This window comes from Pseudomonas sp. B21-032 (assembly GCF_024748965.1).
GTDB lineage: Bacteria > Pseudomonadota > Gammaproteobacteria > Pseudomonadales > Pseudomonadaceae > Aquipseudomonas.
On record NZ_CP087180.1, the window covers coordinates 719,828 to 738,000 of the forward strand.

At 60.3% G+C, this 18,173-nt stretch carries 5 protein-coding genes, 2 tRNA genes and 3 rRNA genes; all 10 read left to right on the forward strand.

What is annotated here, in order from left to right:
- Positions 1-30: 30 nt before the first annotated feature.
- Complete coding sequence (locus LOY54_RS03175; RefSeq protein WP_093376384.1) at positions 31-1,377, forward strand: aspartate aminotransferase family protein; 1,347 nt, start codon at positions 31-33, stop codon at positions 1,375-1,377.
- Positions 1,378-1,449: 72 nt separating this feature from the next.
- The gene (locus tag LOY54_RS03180) at positions 1,450-2,943 is read left to right on the forward strand and encodes a CoA-acylating methylmalonate-semialdehyde dehydrogenase (RefSeq protein WP_045197105.1); all 1,494 of its coding nucleotides are present in this window, start codon (positions 1,450-1,452) and stop codon (positions 2,941-2,943) included.
- A gap of 608 nt (positions 2,944-3,551) precedes the next feature.
- Positions 3,552-5,088, forward strand: a 16S ribosomal RNA gene (locus LOY54_RS03185).
- A 66-nt stretch (positions 5,089-5,154) separates the two neighbouring features.
- Positions 5,155-5,231, forward strand: a tRNA-Ile gene (locus LOY54_RS03190).
- Between the two features lie 29 nt (positions 5,232-5,260).
- Positions 5,261-5,336 (forward strand) — tRNA-Ala (locus LOY54_RS03195).
- Positions 5,337-5,550: 214 nt separating this feature from the next.
- A 23S ribosomal RNA gene (locus tag LOY54_RS03200) occupies positions 5,551-8,441 on the forward strand.
- A gap of 135 nt (positions 8,442-8,576) precedes the next feature.
- Positions 8,577-8,692: ribosomal RNA gene (gene rrf / locus LOY54_RS03205) — 5S ribosomal RNA — on the forward strand.
- Together the 16S, 23S and 5S rRNA genes with 2 tRNA genes alongside form the textbook arrangement of a ribosomal RNA operon.
- A gap of 127 nt (positions 8,693-8,819) precedes the next feature.
- Entirely contained in the window at positions 8,820-12,299 is a 3,480-nt protein-coding gene (gene recC, locus LOY54_RS03210) for an exodeoxyribonuclease V subunit gamma (protein WP_258609240.1), read from the forward strand.
- A complete protein-coding gene (gene recB, locus LOY54_RS03215) occupies positions 12,296-15,985 on the forward strand; it encodes an exodeoxyribonuclease V subunit beta (protein ID WP_258609242.1) in 3,690 nt (1,229 codons plus the stop codon). Before recC ends, recB begins: the two co-directional genes overlap by 4 nt.
- Positions 15,982-18,063 carry an exodeoxyribonuclease V subunit alpha gene (recD, locus tag LOY54_RS03220; protein ID WP_258609244.1) on the forward strand — a complete coding sequence of 694 codons (2,082 nt, stop codon included), beginning with the start codon at positions 15,982-15,984 and terminating at the stop codon, positions 18,061-18,063. Before recB ends, recD begins: the two co-directional genes overlap by 4 nt.
- Positions 18,064-18,173: the final 110 nt, after the last annotated feature.

Here is an 18,173-nt window from a genome sequence, read left to right on the forward strand (position 1 = left end):
CTGCCCAATTGCCTTGCGAGGACTTGTCCGATGAATCTGCCTGAAAACGCTCCTGTCGGTCTGGCCAGCCAGCTCAAGCTGGACGCCCACTGGATGCCCTACACCGCCAACCGCAATTTTCAGCGCGATCCACGGCTGATCGTCGCCGCCGAAGGCAGCTACCTGACCGACGACAAGGGCCGCAAGATTTATGACGCCCTGTCCGGCTTGTGGACTTGCGGCGCCGGTCACACCCGCAAGCAGATCCAGGAAGCAGTATCGCGCCAATTGGGCGTGCTCGATTACTCGCCGGCTTTCCAGTTCGGCCACCCGCTGTCGTTCCAGCTGGCCGAGAAAATCACCGACCTGACCCCGGGCAACCTCAATCACGTCTTCTATACCAACTCCGGTTCCGAGTGCGCCGACACCGCGGTGAAGATGGTCCGTGCCTACTGGCGCCTGAAAGGCCAGGCCACCAAGACCAAGCTGATCGGCCGTGCCCGTGGCTATCACGGGGTGAATATCGCCGGTACCAGCCTGGGTGGCGTCAACGGCAACCGCAAGCTGTTCGGCCAGTTGCTCGACGTCGATCACATTCCGCACACCCTGCTGCCGGGCAATGCCTTCACCAAAGGCATGCCGGAGGAGGGCGGTATCGCCCTGGCCGATGAAATGCTCAAGCTGATCGAGCTGCACGATGCTTCGAACATCGCCGCGCTGATTGTCGAGCCGCTGGCCGGTTCCGCAGGTGTACTGCCACCGCCGAAGGGCTACCTGAAGCGTCTGCGGGAAATCTGCGACCAGCACAACATCCTGCTGATCTTCGACGAAGTCATCACCGGCTTTGGCCGCATGGGCTCGATGTTCGGTGCCGATGCCTTCGGCGTCACCCCGGATCTGATGTGCATCGCCAAGCAAGTCACCAACGGCGCCATCCCGATGGGCGCGGTGATCGCCAGCAGCGAGATCTACCAGACCTTCATGAACCAGCCGACTCCGGAATACGCGGTGGAATTCCCCCACGGCTACACCTACTCGGCGCACCCGGTCGCCTGCGCCGCCGGTCTCGCCGCGCTGGACCTGCTGGAGAAAGAAAACCTGGTGCAATCGGCCGCCGAACTGTCGCCGCACTTCGAGAAGGTGCTGCACGGGGTCAAGGGCGCGAAGAACATCATCGACATCCGTAACTACGGCCTGGCCGGCGCCATCCAGATTGCCGCCCGCGACGGTGACGCCATCGTGCGTCCATACGAGATCGCCATGAAGCTGTGGAAAGCCGGCTTCTATGTACGCTTCGGCGGCGACACCCTGCAGTTCGGCCCAACCTTCAACAGCCAGCCGCAGGAACTGGACCGCCTGTTCGATGCGGTCGGCGAGGCCATCAACCAGGTCGATTGATTGTCCCTCTATATATAAGCAGCGGGCGCGAGTGATCTCGCGCCCAGGCATACCCTCTTTCTGGAGTTCTGCATGAGCACTGTTCAACACCTGATCAACGGCGAACTGGTTGCTGCCGACACGCGCACCGCCGATGTCTTCAACCCGTCCACTGGCCAGGCCATCCACAAGGTTGCCCTGGCCAGCAAGCAAACCGTGCAGCAGGCCATCGACTCGGCCAAGGCCGCCTTCCCGGCCTGGCGCAACACGCCGCCGGCCAAACGCGCCCAGGTAATGTTCCGCTTCAAGCAACTGCTGGAGCAGAATGAAGCGCGTATCTCCCAGCTGATCAGCGAAGAGCACGGCAAAACCGTGGAAGACGCCGCCGGTGAACTCAAGCGCGGTATCGAGAACGTCGAGTTTGCCTGCGCCGCGCCGGAAGTGCTCAAGGGCGAGTACAGCCGCAACGTTGGCCCGAACATCGATGCCTGGTCCGACTTTCAGCCGCTGGGCGTAGTGGCCGGTATTACCCCGTTCAACTTCCCGGCCATGGTGCCGCTGTGGATGTACCCACTGGCAATCGCCTGTGGTAACTGCTTCATCCTCAAGCCATCGGAACGTGATCCGAGCTCGACCCTGCTGATTGCCCAACTGCTGCATGAAGCCGGCCTGCCTAAAGGCGTGCTCAACGTTGTGCACGGTGACAAGGAAGCGGTGGATGCGCTGATCGAGGCGCCAGAGGTCAAGGCCCTGAGCTTCGTTGGCTCGACGCCGATCGCCGAGTACATCTATGCCGAAGGCACCAAGCGCGGCAAACGCGTTCAGGCCCTGGGCGGGGCGAAGAACCACGCGGTGCTGATGCCTGATGCCGACCTGGACAACGCGGTCAGCGCGCTGATGGGCGCAGCCTACGGTTCTTGCGGCGAGCGCTGCATGGCGATCTCGGTGGCCGTGTGCGTTGGCGACCAGGTGGCCGATGCGCTGATCGCCAAACTCGAACCACAGATCAAGGCGTTGAAGATTGGTGCCGGTACCTCCTGCGGCCTGGACATGGGCCCGCTGGTTACCGCCGCCGCCCGTGACAAGGTGGTTGGCTACATCGACCAAGGTGTGGCTGCTGGTGCGCAGCTGGTGGTCGACGGCCGTGGCTACCGGGTTGCCGGTAATGAAGACGGCTACTTTGTCGGCGGCACCCTGTTCGACCGCGTGACGACCGAGATGAGCATCTATAAAGAAGAGATCTTCGGGCCGGTACTCTGCGTGGTACGCGTCGACAGCCTGGAAGAGGCCATGCGCCTGATCAACGAACACGAATACGGCAACGGCACCTGCATCTTTACCCGTGACGGTGAAGCGGCGCGCCTGTTCTGCGACGAGATCGAAGTGGGCATGGTCGGCGTCAACGTCCCGCTGCCGGTGCCGGTGGCTTACCACAGCTTCGGCGGCTGGAAGCGTTCGCTGTTCGGCGACCTGCATGCCTATGGCCCGGATGGCGTGCGTTTCTACACCCGCCGCAAAGCCATTACCCAGCGCTGGCCGCAACGTGCCAGCCATGAAGCGTCGCAGTTTGCCTTCCCGAGCCTTTAAGGCTTTTACAGCGGCTAGCTGCTAGCTGCAAGCTACAAGTTGAGCGCGGTGTTACTGCTTTTACTTGTAGCTTGAAGCTTGTGGCTTATAGCCAAAACGCCCCTGCTGAAACAAAGTTGAAATAAGTCCTTGACGCCCCCGCAGATCTCTCTATAATTCGCCCCACTTCCGGCGCAGTCGGAACTGAAAACTCCTTGAGTTTCAATGAGTTAGCGGTTCCAGGGTCATCCGGAGGTGCTTCGGTCGAAAGATCGGCAGCGGTGAAAAAGGCAGTTGACAGCGGTTTGAAACGCTGTAGAATTCGCCTCCCGCTACGAGCGATCGCAGCGAGTCAAGTGTTTGAAGTGAAACGAAAAACTTCAAAATAAACGCTTGACAGGCTCTGAGGAAAGCGTAGAATGCGCGCCTCGGTTGAGACGAAAAACTCTTAACCAACCGCTCTTTAACAACTGAATCAAGCAATTCGTGTGGGTGCTTGTGAGCTCAGACTGATAGTCAAAAAGATTATCAGCATCACAAGTGGCTACACGAAAATCGAAAGATTTGAAAGTAAGTCATTTGAGATTGCTGAGCCAAGTTTAGGGTTTTCTCAAAACCCAAGCAGTATTGAACTGAAGAGTTTGATCATGGCTCAGATTGAACGCTGGCGGCAGGCCTAACACATGCAAGTCGAGCGGATGAGAAGAGCTTGCTCTTCGATTCAGCGGCGGACGGGTGAGTAATACCTAGGAATCTGCCTGGTAGTGGGGGACAACGTTTCGAAAGGAACGCTAATACCGCATACGTCCTACGGGAGAAAGCAGGGGACCTTCGGGCCTTGCGCTATCAGATGAGCCTAGGTCGGATTAGCTAGTTGGTGAGGTAATGGCTCACCAAGGCGACGATCCGTAACTGGTCTGAGAGGATGATCAGTCACACTGGAACTGAGACACGGTCCAGACTCCTACGGGAGGCAGCAGTGGGGAATATTGGACAATGGGCGAAAGCCTGATCCAGCCATGCCGCGTGTGTGAAGAAGGTCTTCGGATTGTAAAGCACTTTAAGTTGGGAGGAAGGGTACTTACCTAATACGTGAGTATTTTGACGTTACCGACAGAATAAGCACCGGCTAACTCTGTGCCAGCAGCCGCGGTAATACAGAGGGTGCAAGCGTTAATCGGAATTACTGGGCGTAAAGCGCGCGTAGGTGGTTTGTTAAGTTGGATGTGAAATCCCCGGGCTCAACCTGGGAACTGCATCCAAAACTGGCAAGCTAGAGTAGGGCAGAGGGTGGTGGAATTTCCTGTGTAGCGGTGAAATGCGTAGATATAGGAAGGAACACCAGTGGCGAAGGCGACCACCTGGGCTCATACTGACACTGAGGTGCGAAAGCGTGGGGAGCAAACAGGATTAGATACCCTGGTAGTCCACGCCGTAAACGATGTCAACTAGCCGTTGGAATCCTTGAGATTTTAGTGGCGCAGCTAACGCATTAAGTTGACCGCCTGGGGAGTACGGCCGCAAGGTTAAAACTCAAATGAATTGACGGGGGCCCGCACAAGCGGTGGAGCATGTGGTTTAATTCGAAGCAACGCGAAGAACCTTACCAGGCCTTGACATGCAGAGAACTTTCCAGAGATGGATTGGTGCCTTCGGGAACTCTGACACAGGTGCTGCATGGCTGTCGTCAGCTCGTGTCGTGAGATGTTGGGTTAAGTCCCGTAACGAGCGCAACCCTTGTCCTTAGTTACCAGCACGTTATGGTGGGCACTCTAAGGAGACTGCCGGTGACAAACCGGAGGAAGGTGGGGATGACGTCAAGTCATCATGGCCCTTACGGCCTGGGCTACACACGTGCTACAATGGTCGGTACAGAGGGTTGCCAAGCCGCGAGGTGGAGCTAATCTCACAAAACCGATCGTAGTCCGGATCGCAGTCTGCAACTCGACTGCGTGAAGTCGGAATCGCTAGTAATCGCGAATCAGAATGTCGCGGTGAATACGTTCCCGGGCCTTGTACACACCGCCCGTCACACCATGGGAGTGGGTTGCACCAGAAGTAGCTAGTCTAACCTTCGGGAGGACGGTTACCACGGTGTGATTCATGACTGGGGTGAAGTCGTAACAAGGTAGCCGTAGGGGAACCTGCGGCTGGATCACCTCCTTAATCGACAGACATCAGCTGTCTTATGAGCTCCCACACGAATTGCTTGATTCATTGAAGAAGACGATTGGGTCTGTAGCTCAGTTGGTTAGAGCGCACCCCTGATAAGGGTGAGGTCGGCAGTTCGAATCTGCCCAGACCCACCAATTACATGTGGTGCAGCCTGTAGCAATACGGGGCCATAGCTCAGCTGGGAGAGCGCCTGCCTTGCACGCAGGAGGTCAGCGGTTCGATCCCGCTTGGCTCCACCACCTTACGTCAAAGCTTAGAAATGAATATTCGGATCGAATATTGATTTCTGAACTTTTTCAGAATCGTTCTTTAAAAATTTGGGTATGTGATAGAAAGATAGACTGGACAGCACTTTCACTGGTGTGTGTTCAGGCTAAGGTAAAATTTGTGAGTCATTACAAGTTTTCGGCGAATGTTGTCTTCACAGTATAACCAGATTGCTTGGGGTTATATGGTCAAGTGAAGAAGCGCATACGGTGGATGCCTTGGCAGTCAGAGGCGATGAAAGACGTGGTAGCCTGCGATAAGCTTCGGGGAGTCGGCAAACAGACTTTGATCCGGAGATCTCTGAATGGGGGAACCCACTCAGCATAAGCTGAGTATCTTGTACTGAATACATAGGTGCAAGAGGCGAACCAGGGGAACTGAAACATCTAAGTACCCTGAGGAAAAGAAATCAACCGAGATTCCCTTAGTAGTGGCGAGCGAACGGGGACTAGCCCTTAAGTGGCTTTGAGATTAGCGGAACGCTCTGGAAAGTGCGGCCATAGTGGGTGATAGCCCTGTACGCGAAAATCTCTTAGTCATGAAATCGAGTAGGACGGAGCACGAGAAACTTTGTCTGAATATGGGGGGACCATCCTCCAAGGCTAAATACTACTGACTGACCGATAGTGAACCAGTACCGTGAGGGAAAGGCGAAAAGAACCCCGGAGAGGGGAGTGAAATAGATCCTGAAACCGTATGCGTACAAGCAGTGGGAGCCTACTTTGTTAGGTGACTGCGTACCTTTTGTATAATGGGTCAGCGACTTATATTCAGTGGCGAGCTTAACCGAATAGGGGAGGCGTAGCGAAAGCGAGTCTTAATAGGGCGTTTAGTCGCTGGGTATAGACCCGAAACCGGGCGATCTATCCATGGGCAGGTTGAAGGTTAGGTAACACTGACTGGAGGACCGAACCGACTACCGTTGAAAAGTTAGCGGATGACCTGTGGATCGGAGTGAAAGGCTAATCAAGCTCGGAGATAGCTGGTTCTCCTCGAAAGCTATTTAGGTAGCGCCTCATGTATCACTGTAGGGGGTAGAGCACTGTTTCGGCTAGGGGGTCATCCCGACTTACCAAACCGATGCAAACTCCGAATACCTACAAGTGCCGAGCATGGGAGACACACGGCGGGTGCTAACGTCCGTCGTGAAAAGGGAAACAACCCAGACCGTCAGCTAAGGTCCCAAAGTTATGGTTAAGTGGGAAACGATGTGGGAAGGCTTAGACAGCTAGGAGGTTGGCTTAGAAGCAGCCACCCTTTAAAGAAAGCGTAATAGCTCACTAGTCGAGTCGGCCTGCGCGGAAGATGTAACGGGGCTCAAACCATACACCGAAGCTACGGGTATCACTTAGGTGATGCGGTAGAGGAGCGTTCTGTAAGCCTGTGAAGGTGAGTTGAGAAGCTTGCTGGAGGTATCAGAAGTGCGAATGCTGACATGAGTAACGACAATGGGAGTGAAAAACTCCCACGCCGAAAGACCAAGGTTTCCTGCGCAACGTTAATCGACGCAGGGTTAGTCGGTCCCTAAGGCGAGGCTGAAAAGCGTAGTCGATGGAAAACAGGTTAATATTCCTGTACTTCTGGTTATTGCGATGGAGGGACGGAGAAGGCTAGGCCAGCTTGGCGTTGGTTGTCCAAGTTTAAGGTGGTAGGCTGAGATCTTAGGTAAATCCGGGATCTTAAGGCCGAGAGCTGATGACGAGTTGCCTTTAGGCGACGAAGTGGTTGATGCCATGCTTCCAAGAAAAGCTTCTAAGCTTCAGATAACCAGGAACCGTACCCCAAACCGACACAGGTGGTTGGGTAGAGAATACCAAGGCGCTTGAGAGAACTCGGGTGAAGGAACTAGGCAAAATGGCACCGTAACTTCGGGAGAAGGTGCGCCGGTGAGGGTGAAGGACTTGCTCCGTAAGCCCATGCCGGTCGAAGATACCAGGCCGCTGCGACTGTTTATTAAAAACACAGCACTCTGCAAACACGAAAGTGGACGTATAGGGTGTGACGCCTGCCCGGTGCCGGAAGGTTAATTGATGGGGTTAGCTAACGCGAAGCTCTTGATCGAAGCCCCGGTAAACGGCGGCCGTAACTATAACGGTCCTAAGGTAGCGAAATTCCTTGTCGGGTAAGTTCCGACCTGCACGAATGGCGTAACGATGGCGGCGCTGTCTCCACCCGAGACTCAGTGAAATTGAAATCGCTGTGAAGATGCAGTGTATCCGCGGCTAGACGGAAAGACCCCGTGAACCTTTACTATAGCTTTGCACTGGACTTTGAATTTGCTTGTGTAGGATAGGTGGGAGGCTTTGAAGCGTGGACGCCAGTTCGCGTGGAGCCATCCTTGAAATACCACCCTGGCAACTTTGAGGTTCTAACTCAGGTCCGTTATCCGGATCGAGGACAGTGTATGGTGGGTAGTTTGACTGGGGCGGTCTCCTCCTAAAGAGTAACGGAGGAGTACGAAGGTGCGCTCAGACCGGTCGGAAATCGGTCGTAGAGTATAAAGGCAAAAGCGCGCTTGACTGCGAGACAGACACGTCGAGCAGGTACGAAAGTAGGTCTTAGTGATCCGGTGGTTCTGTATGGAAGGGCCATCGCTCAACGGATAAAAGGTACTCCGGGGATAACAGGCTGATACCGCCCAAGAGTTCATATCGACGGCGGTGTTTGGCACCTCGATGTCGGCTCATCACATCCTGGGGCTGAAGCCGGTCCCAAGGGTATGGCTGTTCGCCATTTAAAGTGGTACGCGAGCTGGGTTTAGAACGTCGTGAGACAGTTCGGTCCCTATCTGCCGTGGACGTTTGAGATTTGAGAGGGGCTGCTCCTAGTACGAGAGGACCGGAGTGGACGAACCTCTGGTGTTCCGGTTGTCACGCCAGTGGCATTGCCGGGTAGCTATGTTCGGAAGAGATAACCGCTGAAAGCATCTAAGCGGGAAACTTGCCTCAAGATGAGATCTCACTGGAGCCTTGAGCTCCCTGAAGGGCCGTCGAAGACTACGACGTTGATAGGTTGGGTGTGTAAGCGCTGTGAGGCGTTGAGCTAACCAATACTAATTGCCCGTGAGGCTTGACCATATAACACCCAAGCAATTTGAGCGAAAGCCAGATTGCGGTGTTGTGAAGACTGCAAAGCCGAGAATTTGTAACTCACAAAACATCACATACCCGATTCGCTGGAGTGTCTAACAAGACCTTCTGGCAACAGAATTTCTTGACGACCATAGAGCATTGGAACCACCTGATCCCATCCCGAACTCAGCAGTGAAACGATGCATCGCCGATGGTAGTGTGGGGTTTCCCCATGTGAGAGTAGGTCATCGTCAAGATTAAATTCCGAAACCCCTATCTGCGCATGCAGGTAGGGGTTTTGTCTTTCTGGCTGTTGCACAACACAGTCAGGCTCGCCGAGCATGATAAGGTTTCCCTCTGCCCGCACAGCCTTAAGGATGCCCAATGCCGCACACAAACCCACTCCTACCAGGTTTCATGGTGGTTCACGGCAACCGCCTGGATGAACTGCGCAGCCTGGTGGTGAGCTGGATGCGGCGTTACCCGCTGGCACCGTTGGAAAACGAAATCGCCCTGGTGCAGAGCAACGGCATCGCCCAGTGGTTGAAGCTGGCCCTGGCCGAAGATCCTGAAGATGACGATCAGGGCGGCTGCGGCATCGCTGCGGCGGTCGAGGTGCAGCTGCCCGGCAGTTTCATGTGGCAGCTGTACCGCAAGGTGCTGGGCCGCGAAGAAATCCCCGAGGTGTCGCTGCTCGACAAGGCGCCGCTGACCTGGCGCTTGATGCGCCTGCTACCAGAGGTCATCGACAAGCCGCACTTCGAGCCCTTGCAGCGCTTTCTCACCGACGACAGCGACCTGCGCAAGCGCTACCAGCTGGCCGAGCGCCTGGCCGACCTGTTCGACCAGTACCAGGTGTATCGCGCCGACTGGCTCAAGGACTGGGCCGCTGGCCGTCATGTGCTCAATACCGCCCGTGGCGAATCCAAGCCGCTGCCGCCCGCCAACTGCTGGCAGGCCGAGCTGTGGCGCGCCTTGTTGCTGGATGTCGGCGAAGAGGGCATGGCCCAGAGCCGCGCCGGTGTACACCAGCGCTTCATCGAACGGATCAACAGCCTGGAGCAGGCGCCCGCTGGCCTGCCGTCCCGGGTTATCGTTTTTGGTATTTCGTCGTTGCCTGCCCAGGCGCTGGAAGCCCTCGCCGGCCTGGCGCGTTTCAGCCAGGTGCTGCTCTGCGTGCACAACCCCTGCCGTCACCATTGGGCCGACATCGTCGCCGACAAGGACCTGCTGCGCCATCAGTACAAGCGCCAGCAACGCAAGCAGGGCATGCCCAGCCTGATCGACGCCGAAACCCTGCACCAGCACGCCCATCCCTTGCTGGCTGCCTGGGGCAAGCAGGGCCGCGACTACATCAACCTGCTCGACAGCTACGACGACCCTGGCAGTTACCGCGCAGCTTTCAGCGACGGGCGTATCGACCTGTTCAGCGAAAGCGAGCCCAAGACCCTGCTCAACCAGTTGCAGGACGACATTCTCGAGTTGCGCCCGCTGGCCGAAACCCGCGAGCTGTGGCCTGACGTCGACCCCGGCAAAGATCGCTCGGTGCGTTTTCATATCGGCCACAGCCCGCAACGTGAAGTGGAAATCCTCCACGACCAGTTGCTCGCCCGCTTCAGCGCCGATGCGGCGCTGCGCCCCCGCGACATCATCGTCATGCTCCCGGACATCAACACCTACGCGCCGCACATCCGCGCCGTGTTCGGCCAGCTCGACCGCAACGACCCGCGTTTCATCCCCTTCACCTTGACCGACCAGGGCCAGCGTGGCCGCGACCCGTTGCTGATTGCCCTCGAGCACCTGCTGAAGTTGCCCGACAGCCGTTTCGCCGTCAGTGAGATCCTCGATCTGCTTGATGTACCGGCCTTGCGTGCGCGCTTCGCCATCAAGGAAAGCGACCTGCCGACCTTGCACCGCTGGATCGAAGGCGCTGGCATTCGCTGGGGGCTGAACGCCGAGCAACGCGCCGGTCTCGGCTTGCCTGCAGACCTTGAACAGAACAGCTGGCGATTCGGCTTGCGGCGCATGTTGCTGGGTTACGCCGTCGGTGTCGGCGAAGGCTGCGACGGTATCGAGCCGTTCGATGAAATCGGTGGCCTGGACGCCGCCTTGATTGGCCCGTTGGTGGCACTGCTCGATGCCCTGGAGATCGCGCATGAGCAGCTCTCCCAAGCGGCATCCGCTGCCGAGTGGGGCGAGCGCCTGCATGCCTTGCTGCAAGTGTTCTTCCTCGCCGAAACCGAGCATGACGACTACCTGCTGGTGCAACTGCAGACCCTGCGCGAAACCTGGTTGCAGACCTGTGAGTCGGTCGGCCTGCAAGACTTGCTGCCGCTCACGGTGGTCCGTGAAGCCTGGTTGGCCGGGCTCGACCAGGGTCGGCTGTCCCAGCGCTTTCTCGCAGGTTCGGTGAACTTCTGCACCTTGATGCCCATGCGCGCGATCCCGTTCAAGGTGGTCTGTCTGCTGGGTATGAACGATGGCGACTATCCGCGTGCGCAGCCGCCGCTGGACTTCGACCTGATGGGCAGTGACTACCGTCCAGGTGATCGCTCGCGGCGCGAGGACGATCGCTACCTGTTGCTCGAGGCGCTGCTGTCGGCCCGTGATCAGTTGTACGTCAGTTGGGTCGGGCGCAGCATTCGCGACAACAGCGAACGCCCGGCCTCGGTGCTGATCGGCCAGTTGCGTGATCATCTGGCGGCGGGTTGGCGCCTGGCCGGTGCCGAGGTGGGCGGCAAGCTCAACGCCGGTGAGCAGTTGTTGCATGCGCTGACCGTGGAGCATCCGTTGCAGCCGTTCAGCGCCCGCTACTTTCACAAGGGCAGCAACCTGTTCAGCTATGCCCGTGAGTGGCGCTCCCTGCATCTGCCTGGCGAACAACAGCTCAAGCCTGAGGATGAGCTGCCGGCTTACAGCAGCGATGAACCGCTGACCCTGACCTTGCTGCAAGACTTCCTCCGCCATCCGGTACGGCACTTCTTCAGCCAGCGTTTGAAGGTGTTCTTCGAGTCGGTGGAAGCGCCCCTGGCCGATGAAGAGCCATTCGTGCTCGATGCCCTGCAGCGCTACAGCCTGAGTGAAAGCCTGCTGGCAGCAGCCCTGGCCGACCCGCAAGACAGCGAGCGGGCGTTGACCACTCAAGCCCGGCGCCTGCAGGGCTACGGGCTGCTGCCACTGGCCGGTTTCGGTGAATGCCTGCAGGCCGAGCTGATCGAGCCGTTGCCCGACCTGCTGCAGCGTTATCAACAGCTGCTGCAGCAGTGGCCGTTGCCTGTGGATAACGCCGTGCCGATCCGCTTCGAGTATCGCCAGCTCAAGCTTGAAGGCTGGTTGGGCCGGGTCTACCAGCGCGAAGACGAGTCCTTGCTAAGCATCACCACCTTGCCCAATGGCATCAGCAGTGGCCGCACCCTCAAGTGGCACCGGCTGACGCCAACCTGGGTCATGCACCTGGCCGCCTGTGCGGTGGGCCTGAAGCTGTACAGCGCCGTGGTCGCCACCGACGTTACGCTATTGTTGGCGCCGCTCGAACAAGCCCGTGCCGCTGAACTGCTGGGCGACCTGTTACTGGCCCGGCAAACGGGCATGAACGCACCGCTGCCGGTGGCGGTGAAAACGGCCTTTGCCTGGCTGGCCCAGAGCGATGCCGACAAAGCCCTGGCCGCAGCGGCCAAGGCCTACGACGGCGATGGCCAGAACAGCTTTGGCGAGCGCAGCGAAAGCACCGCGCTGGCCCGGCAGTTCAGCGATTTTGCGGCACTCAGTGCCAGTGAAGAATTCGAAGGCTGGTGCGAGGCCCTGTACCGCCCCATGTTCGAAGCGCCCTGGCAGACGCTGGGCAAAGAGGAGAGTGCTCGATGAGCCTTGGAGTTGCCCCTGCCCCCCTGGCCCTGACCTTTCCCCTGCACGGCAGCCAGCTTATCGAAGCCAGCGCCGGTACCGGCAAGACGTTCACTATCTCGGCGCTGTACCTGCGCCTGGTGCTCGGCCATGGCGGCGAGCAGGGCTTTGGCCGCGAGCTGTTGCCGCCGCAGATTCTTGTCGTGACCTTTACCGACGCCGCCACCAAGGAGTTGCGCGAACGCATTCGTACTCGCCTGGCAGAAGCTGCGCGCTATTTCCGTGGCGAGTTGAGTGAAGCCGACCCTTTGCTTGAGCAACTGCGCGATGACTATGAGCCGGCGCTGTGGGCAGCGTGCGCCAATCGCCTGGACGTGGCCGCGCAATGGATGGACGAAGCCGCGGTGTCGACCATCCACAGTTGGTGCCAACGCATGCTGCGCGAGCACGCTTTCGACAGCGGCAGCCTGTTTACCCAGACCCTGGAAACCGACCACAGCGACCTGCTCGGCCAGGTCATGCGTGATTACTGGCGGCGCTTCTGCTACAGCATGCAAGGCGATGCGCTGGCCTGGGTCCGAGCCCATTGGGTCAGCCCCGAAGCATTGTTGCCACGGGTGCGCGCGCTGTTCGGCCGCCAGCGCATCGAGAGCGACGAAGAAGAGCCCCAGGCCCTGATCGAGGCGGTGCTGCAACAGCGTACCGAGTTGCTGCAAACGCTCAAGGCACCCTGGGCGCAATGGTCCGACGAGTTGCTGCAGATCTGCCGGGACGGCCTGGCCGCCAAGCAGGTCGATGGGCGCAAGATGCAGGCACGCTATTTCGAGCCCTGGTGCGAGAAGCTCAAGGCCTGGGCCGAAGACCACCAGGCACTGGAGCTGGACCTGGGCACCGGCTTCAGCCGCTTTACCCGCGCCGGCATGGCCGAAGCCTGGAAGGGCGAACCGCCAGCGCACCCGGCATTGCAGGCAATGGAGGCGCTGCGCGACCAGCTTCAGGGCCTGCCCACGCCTGATGCCTGTCTGCTTGAGCACGCTGCGGCCTGGGTTGGCGCCCGCTTCGAGCAGGAAAAGCGCCGCCGCGCCGAAATGGGCTTCGACGACATGCTCCTGCGCCTCGACCATGCGCTGCACGGTGACGCCGGCGAGCGCCTGGCCGGGCTGATTCGCGAGCAGTTCCCGGTGGCGCTGATCGACGAATTCCAGGACACCGACCCGGTGCAGTACCGGATCTTCCAGCGCATCTACCGGATTGAAGAGAACGTCCGCGACACCGGCCTGTTCCTGATCGGCGACCCCAAGCAGGCGATCTATGCCTTCCGCGGCGCCGACATCTTCACTTACCTGGGGGCACGCCGGGCCACGGCCGGGCGCCTGCACAGCCTGGATACCAACTACCGCTCCAGCCAGGCCATGGTCACGGCGGTCAACCATGTGTTCATGCAGGCTGAAGTGCGTGAGTCGGGCCGTGGCGCTTTCTTGTTCCGTGACGGCAATGACAACCCGGTGCCGTTTCTCGAGGTCAAGGCCAAGGGCCGCAGCGAGCAGCTGCAGGTCGATGGCGTGCCGGTGCCAGCACTCAACCTCTGGCAACTGATAACTGAAGAACCGGTTTCCGGCGCCGTTTACCGGCAGCAGCAGGCTGCCAGCTGTGCCAGCCAGATCGTCGCCTTGCTCAATGGCGGACAGCAGGGGCGCAGCGGTTTCATGCAAGCCGATCAGTCGCTGCGTGGCTGCCTGCCTTCGGATATCGCCATCCTGGTGCGCGATGGCCGTGAGGCGCAGCTGATTCGCGGCGAACTGGCGGCTCGCGATGTCCGCAGTGTGTACCTCTCCGACAAGGATTCGGTATTCGCCGCCCAGGAGGCCCATGACTTGCTGGCCTGGCTCAAGGCCTGCGCCGAGCCGGATGCCGAGCGCCTGCTCAAGGCGGCACTTGCCAGCATCACCCTCAACCTGCCGCTCAGCGCCCTGGCGCAATTGAACCAGGATGAGCGGGTATGGGAGCGCTGGGTCATGCAGTTTCGCCAGTACCGGCTGATCTGGCGTAGCCAGGGTGTGCTGCCGATGCTGCGGCGCCTGCTGCACGATTTCGACTTGCCTCAAGTGTTGATGGCCCGCAGTGATGGCGAGCGGGTGCTGACCAACCTGCTGCACCTGGCCGAACTGCTGCAACAGGCGGCCACCGAGCTGGATGGCGAGCAGGCGTTGATTCGCCACCTGGGCGAGCACCTGGCCAGCTCGGGTCAGGCTGGCGAAGAGCAGATCCTGCGCCTGGAAAGCGACGAACAACTGGTCAAGGTGGTAACCATCCACAAATCCAAAGGCCTGGAATACCCCCTGGTGTTCCTGCCCTTCATCTGCACCAGCAAGCCGGTCGATGGCTCGCGCTTGCCCCTGGCCTGGCACGACGGCGAAGGCCAGGCGCACCTGACCCTGACCCCGGATGCCGAACAGATCGCCCTGGCTGACGACGAGCGCCTGGCCGAAGACCTGCGCCTGCTGTACGTGGCCTTGACCCGCGCCCAGCATGCTTGCTGGCTCGGTGTTGCCGACCTCAAGCGTGGCACCGGCAAGGCCTCGACCCTGCATCGCTCGGCCCTGGGTTACCTGTTGGGTGGCGGCACGCCCCTGGCGGCCTCGACCCAACTGGGCGATTGGCTGCAGGCCTTGCAGTCCGGCTGCCCGGCCATCGCCAGTATCGAGTTGCCAGCGCCGGATGAACAGGCCTACAGCGCCCCGCGCAACCAGGCCGAACTGCTGCCTGCACGCCAGCCCAAACGCCGGGCTGCGGAGAACTGGTGGATCGCCTCCTACAGTGCTTTGCGCATCGGCGAAGAGGCCATGACCCTGGCAGCCGACAGCTCTCAGGCGCAACAACTGCTCGATGACGAGCGGCCTGACGCGCAGCAGCTGCGTGAAGTGATGCCCGGTAGTGGCGACATCCACCGCTTCCCGCGCGGGCCGAACCCCGGCACCTTCCTCCACGGCTTGCTTGAGTGGGCCGGGCACGAAGGGTTCGCCCAGGTCAGCGCCGACCCCGAGCAATTGACCCGCACCGTCGGCCAGCGCTGCAACCGCCGCGACTGGACCGGCTGGATCCCGACCCTCAGCCAGTGGTTGCAGCAACTGCTCGCACAGCCCATGGCCCTGGCACCTGATAGCTCACCGTTGTCCTTGAGCCAGCTAAGCCAGTACCAGATCGAAATGGAGTTCTGGTTCGCCAGCCACAAGGTCGATGTCGGCCGGCTCGACCAGCTGGTGTGCGAATACACCCATCAGGGCGTCGCGCGCCTGGCTGCGCAACCGGCGCTGCTCAATGGCATGTTCAAGGGTTTTATCGACCTGGCCTTCGAACACGACGGCCGTTATTACGTGGCGGACTACAAATCCAACTGGCTGGGGCCTGATGACCTGGCCTACAGCGAACTGGCCATGGAAGGCGCGATCCTCAGCCACCGCTATGACCTGCAATACGTGCTCTACCTGCTGGCCCTGCATCGCCAGTTGCGCGCGCGGCTGCCGGGTTATGACTACGACCTGCATGTCGGCGGGGCACTGTTCATCTTCCTGCGTGGCGTCGATTCGGCTTCTCGCGGCCTGTATTTCGTCAAGCCACCGCGTGAGCTGATCGAGCAGCTCGATGCGCTGTTCCGCGGCGTCAGCGCCCCGCAGCAACACGACCTGTTTTTCGGAGACGCCCCATGAGCCGTAGCCTCGACGACCTGTTGCCGACGCCGCTGGATGCCGGCCACCTGGCGGCCCTGCAGCCGCTGAGCAAGGGCGCAGACCTGCTGGCCTTGCTTGATCGCTGGGTCGAGCGGGGCTGGTTGCGTGCCCTGGACCGGGCCTTTGTGAGTTTCCTCGGTGACCGCGACCCTGGCGGCGAGCCCTTGGTGCTGCTGGCGGCGGCCCTGGCCAGTCATCAGCTGGGCCACGGGCATGTCTGCCTCGACCTGGGTGAAACTTTGGCCGAGCCGGATTTTGCCCTGTCGCTGCCGCCGGAGGGGGACGCCCTGGCCGGGCCATTGCTGTTGCCCTCGCAACTGCTCGAGCGCCTGACCCTCGACACCTGGCTGCAGCAACTGGGCCGCAGCCGGTTGGTGGCCCATGGCAGCAACAGCGAAGACAGCGCCCGCCCGCTGGTGCTCAATGGCCAGCGCCTGTACCTGCGCCGTTACTGGGCCTACGAGCGGCGTATCGACAACGCCTTGCGCGAGCGCCTGCAGCAGGTCGAGCCAACCCCGGCGGACCTCTCGGCGCGGCTGGCGCAACTGTTCGAGGGTGGCGTTCCTGGCGCTCAGGTGGACTGGCAAAAGCTGGCCTGTGCCCTGGCCACCCGCAGCGCCTTCAGCATCATTACCGGCGGCCCGGGTACCGGTAAAACCACCACGGTGGTGCGTTTGCTGGCCCTGTTGCAGGCGCCTGCGGTGGAGGCGGGGCGACCGCTGCGTATTCGCCTGGCGGCACCCACCGGCAAGGCCGCCGCGCGTCTGACCGAGTCCATCGGCCAGCAGGTCGAGCGCCTGGCGGTGGCTGCCGAGGTCCGAGACAACATTCCCACCGACGTCTCCACTGTTCACCGTCTGCTCGGCAGCCGCCCGGGCTCACGGCATTTCCGGCACCATGCCGGCAACCCGCTGCCGCTGGATGTGCTGGTGGTCGACGAAGCCTCGATGATCGACCTGGAGATGATGGCCAACCTGCTTGGCGCCTTGCCGCCCCATGCGCGCCTGGTGCTGCTGGGCGACAAGGACCAGCTTGCTTCGGTGGAAGCCGGCGCGGTACTCGGTGACCTGTGCCGCGATGCCGAGGCCGGGCGCTACAGCCCCGAGACCCAGGCCTGGCTGGAGCAGGTCAGTGGTGAAACCCTGGCGGGCAGCGAACTGCTGCCGGGCAGCGCCGGGCAGTATCCGCTGGCGCAGCAAGTGGTGATGCTGCGCTACTCGCGGCGCTTTGGCGAAGGCAGCGGCATTGGCCAGCTGGCACGCCTGGTCAACCGCCAGGAGGCCGATCAGGCCCGGGCCCTGCTCAACCAGAAACAGGACGATGTGTTTGCCCTGACCCTGCGCGGTGAGCAGGACCGCAACTTCGATCGCTTGCTGCTCGAAGGCCTGGGCCGTGGCAGTGATGGCCCCCAGGGTTATCGCAGCTACCTGCAAACCCTTCGCCAGCAGCGCCCGCAACCTGGTACGCCGGTGGATGATCCACGCTGGGAAACCTGGGCCATGCAGGTGTTGCAGGGCTTCGAGACCTTTCAGTTGCTGTGTGCCGTGCGCAAGGGGGCCTGGGGTGTCGAAGGCCTGAACCAGCGGGTCAGCCGGGTGCTCGGCGCGGCGGGGCTGATCGACAGTGAGCAGCCCTGGTATGAAGGCCGCCCGGTACTGATGACCCGCAACGACTACAGCCTGGGTTTGATGAACGGTGATATCGGCATCGCCCTGCGCCTGCCCGATGAGCAGCATGAGGGGCAACAGGTACTGCGCGTGGCTTTTGCCCGCAATGACGGGCACGGCGGTGTGCGTTTCGTCTTGCCGAGCCGGCTCAATGAAGTCGAAACCGTGTTCGCCATGACCGTGCACAAGTCCCAGGGCTCGGAGTTCACCCACACCGCGCTGGTGCTTCCAGACGCCCTGAACCCGGTTTTGACCAAGGAGTTGATCTACACCGGTATCACCCGGGCCAAGACCTGCTTTAGTTTGATCGAGCCACGCCAGGGCGTGTTTGAAGACGCGGTGCGGCGTAAGGTCAAACGTATCTCGGGGCTGATGCTGGAGCAGGTTTAAGCACGGCGATTCGGCCTATTACCGGATCGCCGGGGAGGTGCTCCCTCGCTGGAAAATCGGCCTCTGTGCTATCGTTGCGGCATCATCCTGCGTGGTTTTAAGAGATTTCC

Bases quoted from the DNA above. Each gene is read 5' to 3' on its own strand.
- LOY54_RS03175 (WP_093376384.1), top strand. From the start codon at position 31: ATGAATCTGCCTGAAAACGCTCCTGTCGGTCTGGCCAGCCAGCTCAAG.
- LOY54_RS03180 (WP_045197105.1), top strand. From the start codon at position 1,450: ATGAGCACTGTTCAACACCTGATCAACGGCGAACTGGTTGCTGCCGAC.
- recC (WP_258609240.1), top strand. From the start codon at position 8,820: ATGCCGCACACAAACCCACTCCTACCAGGTTTCATGGTGGTTCACGGC.
- recB (WP_258609242.1), top strand. From the start codon at position 12,296: ATGAGCCTTGGAGTTGCCCCTGCCCCCCTGGCCCTGACCTTTCCCCTG.
- recD (WP_258609244.1), top strand. From the start codon at position 15,982: ATGAGCCGTAGCCTCGACGACCTGTTGCCGACGCCGCTGGATGCCGGC.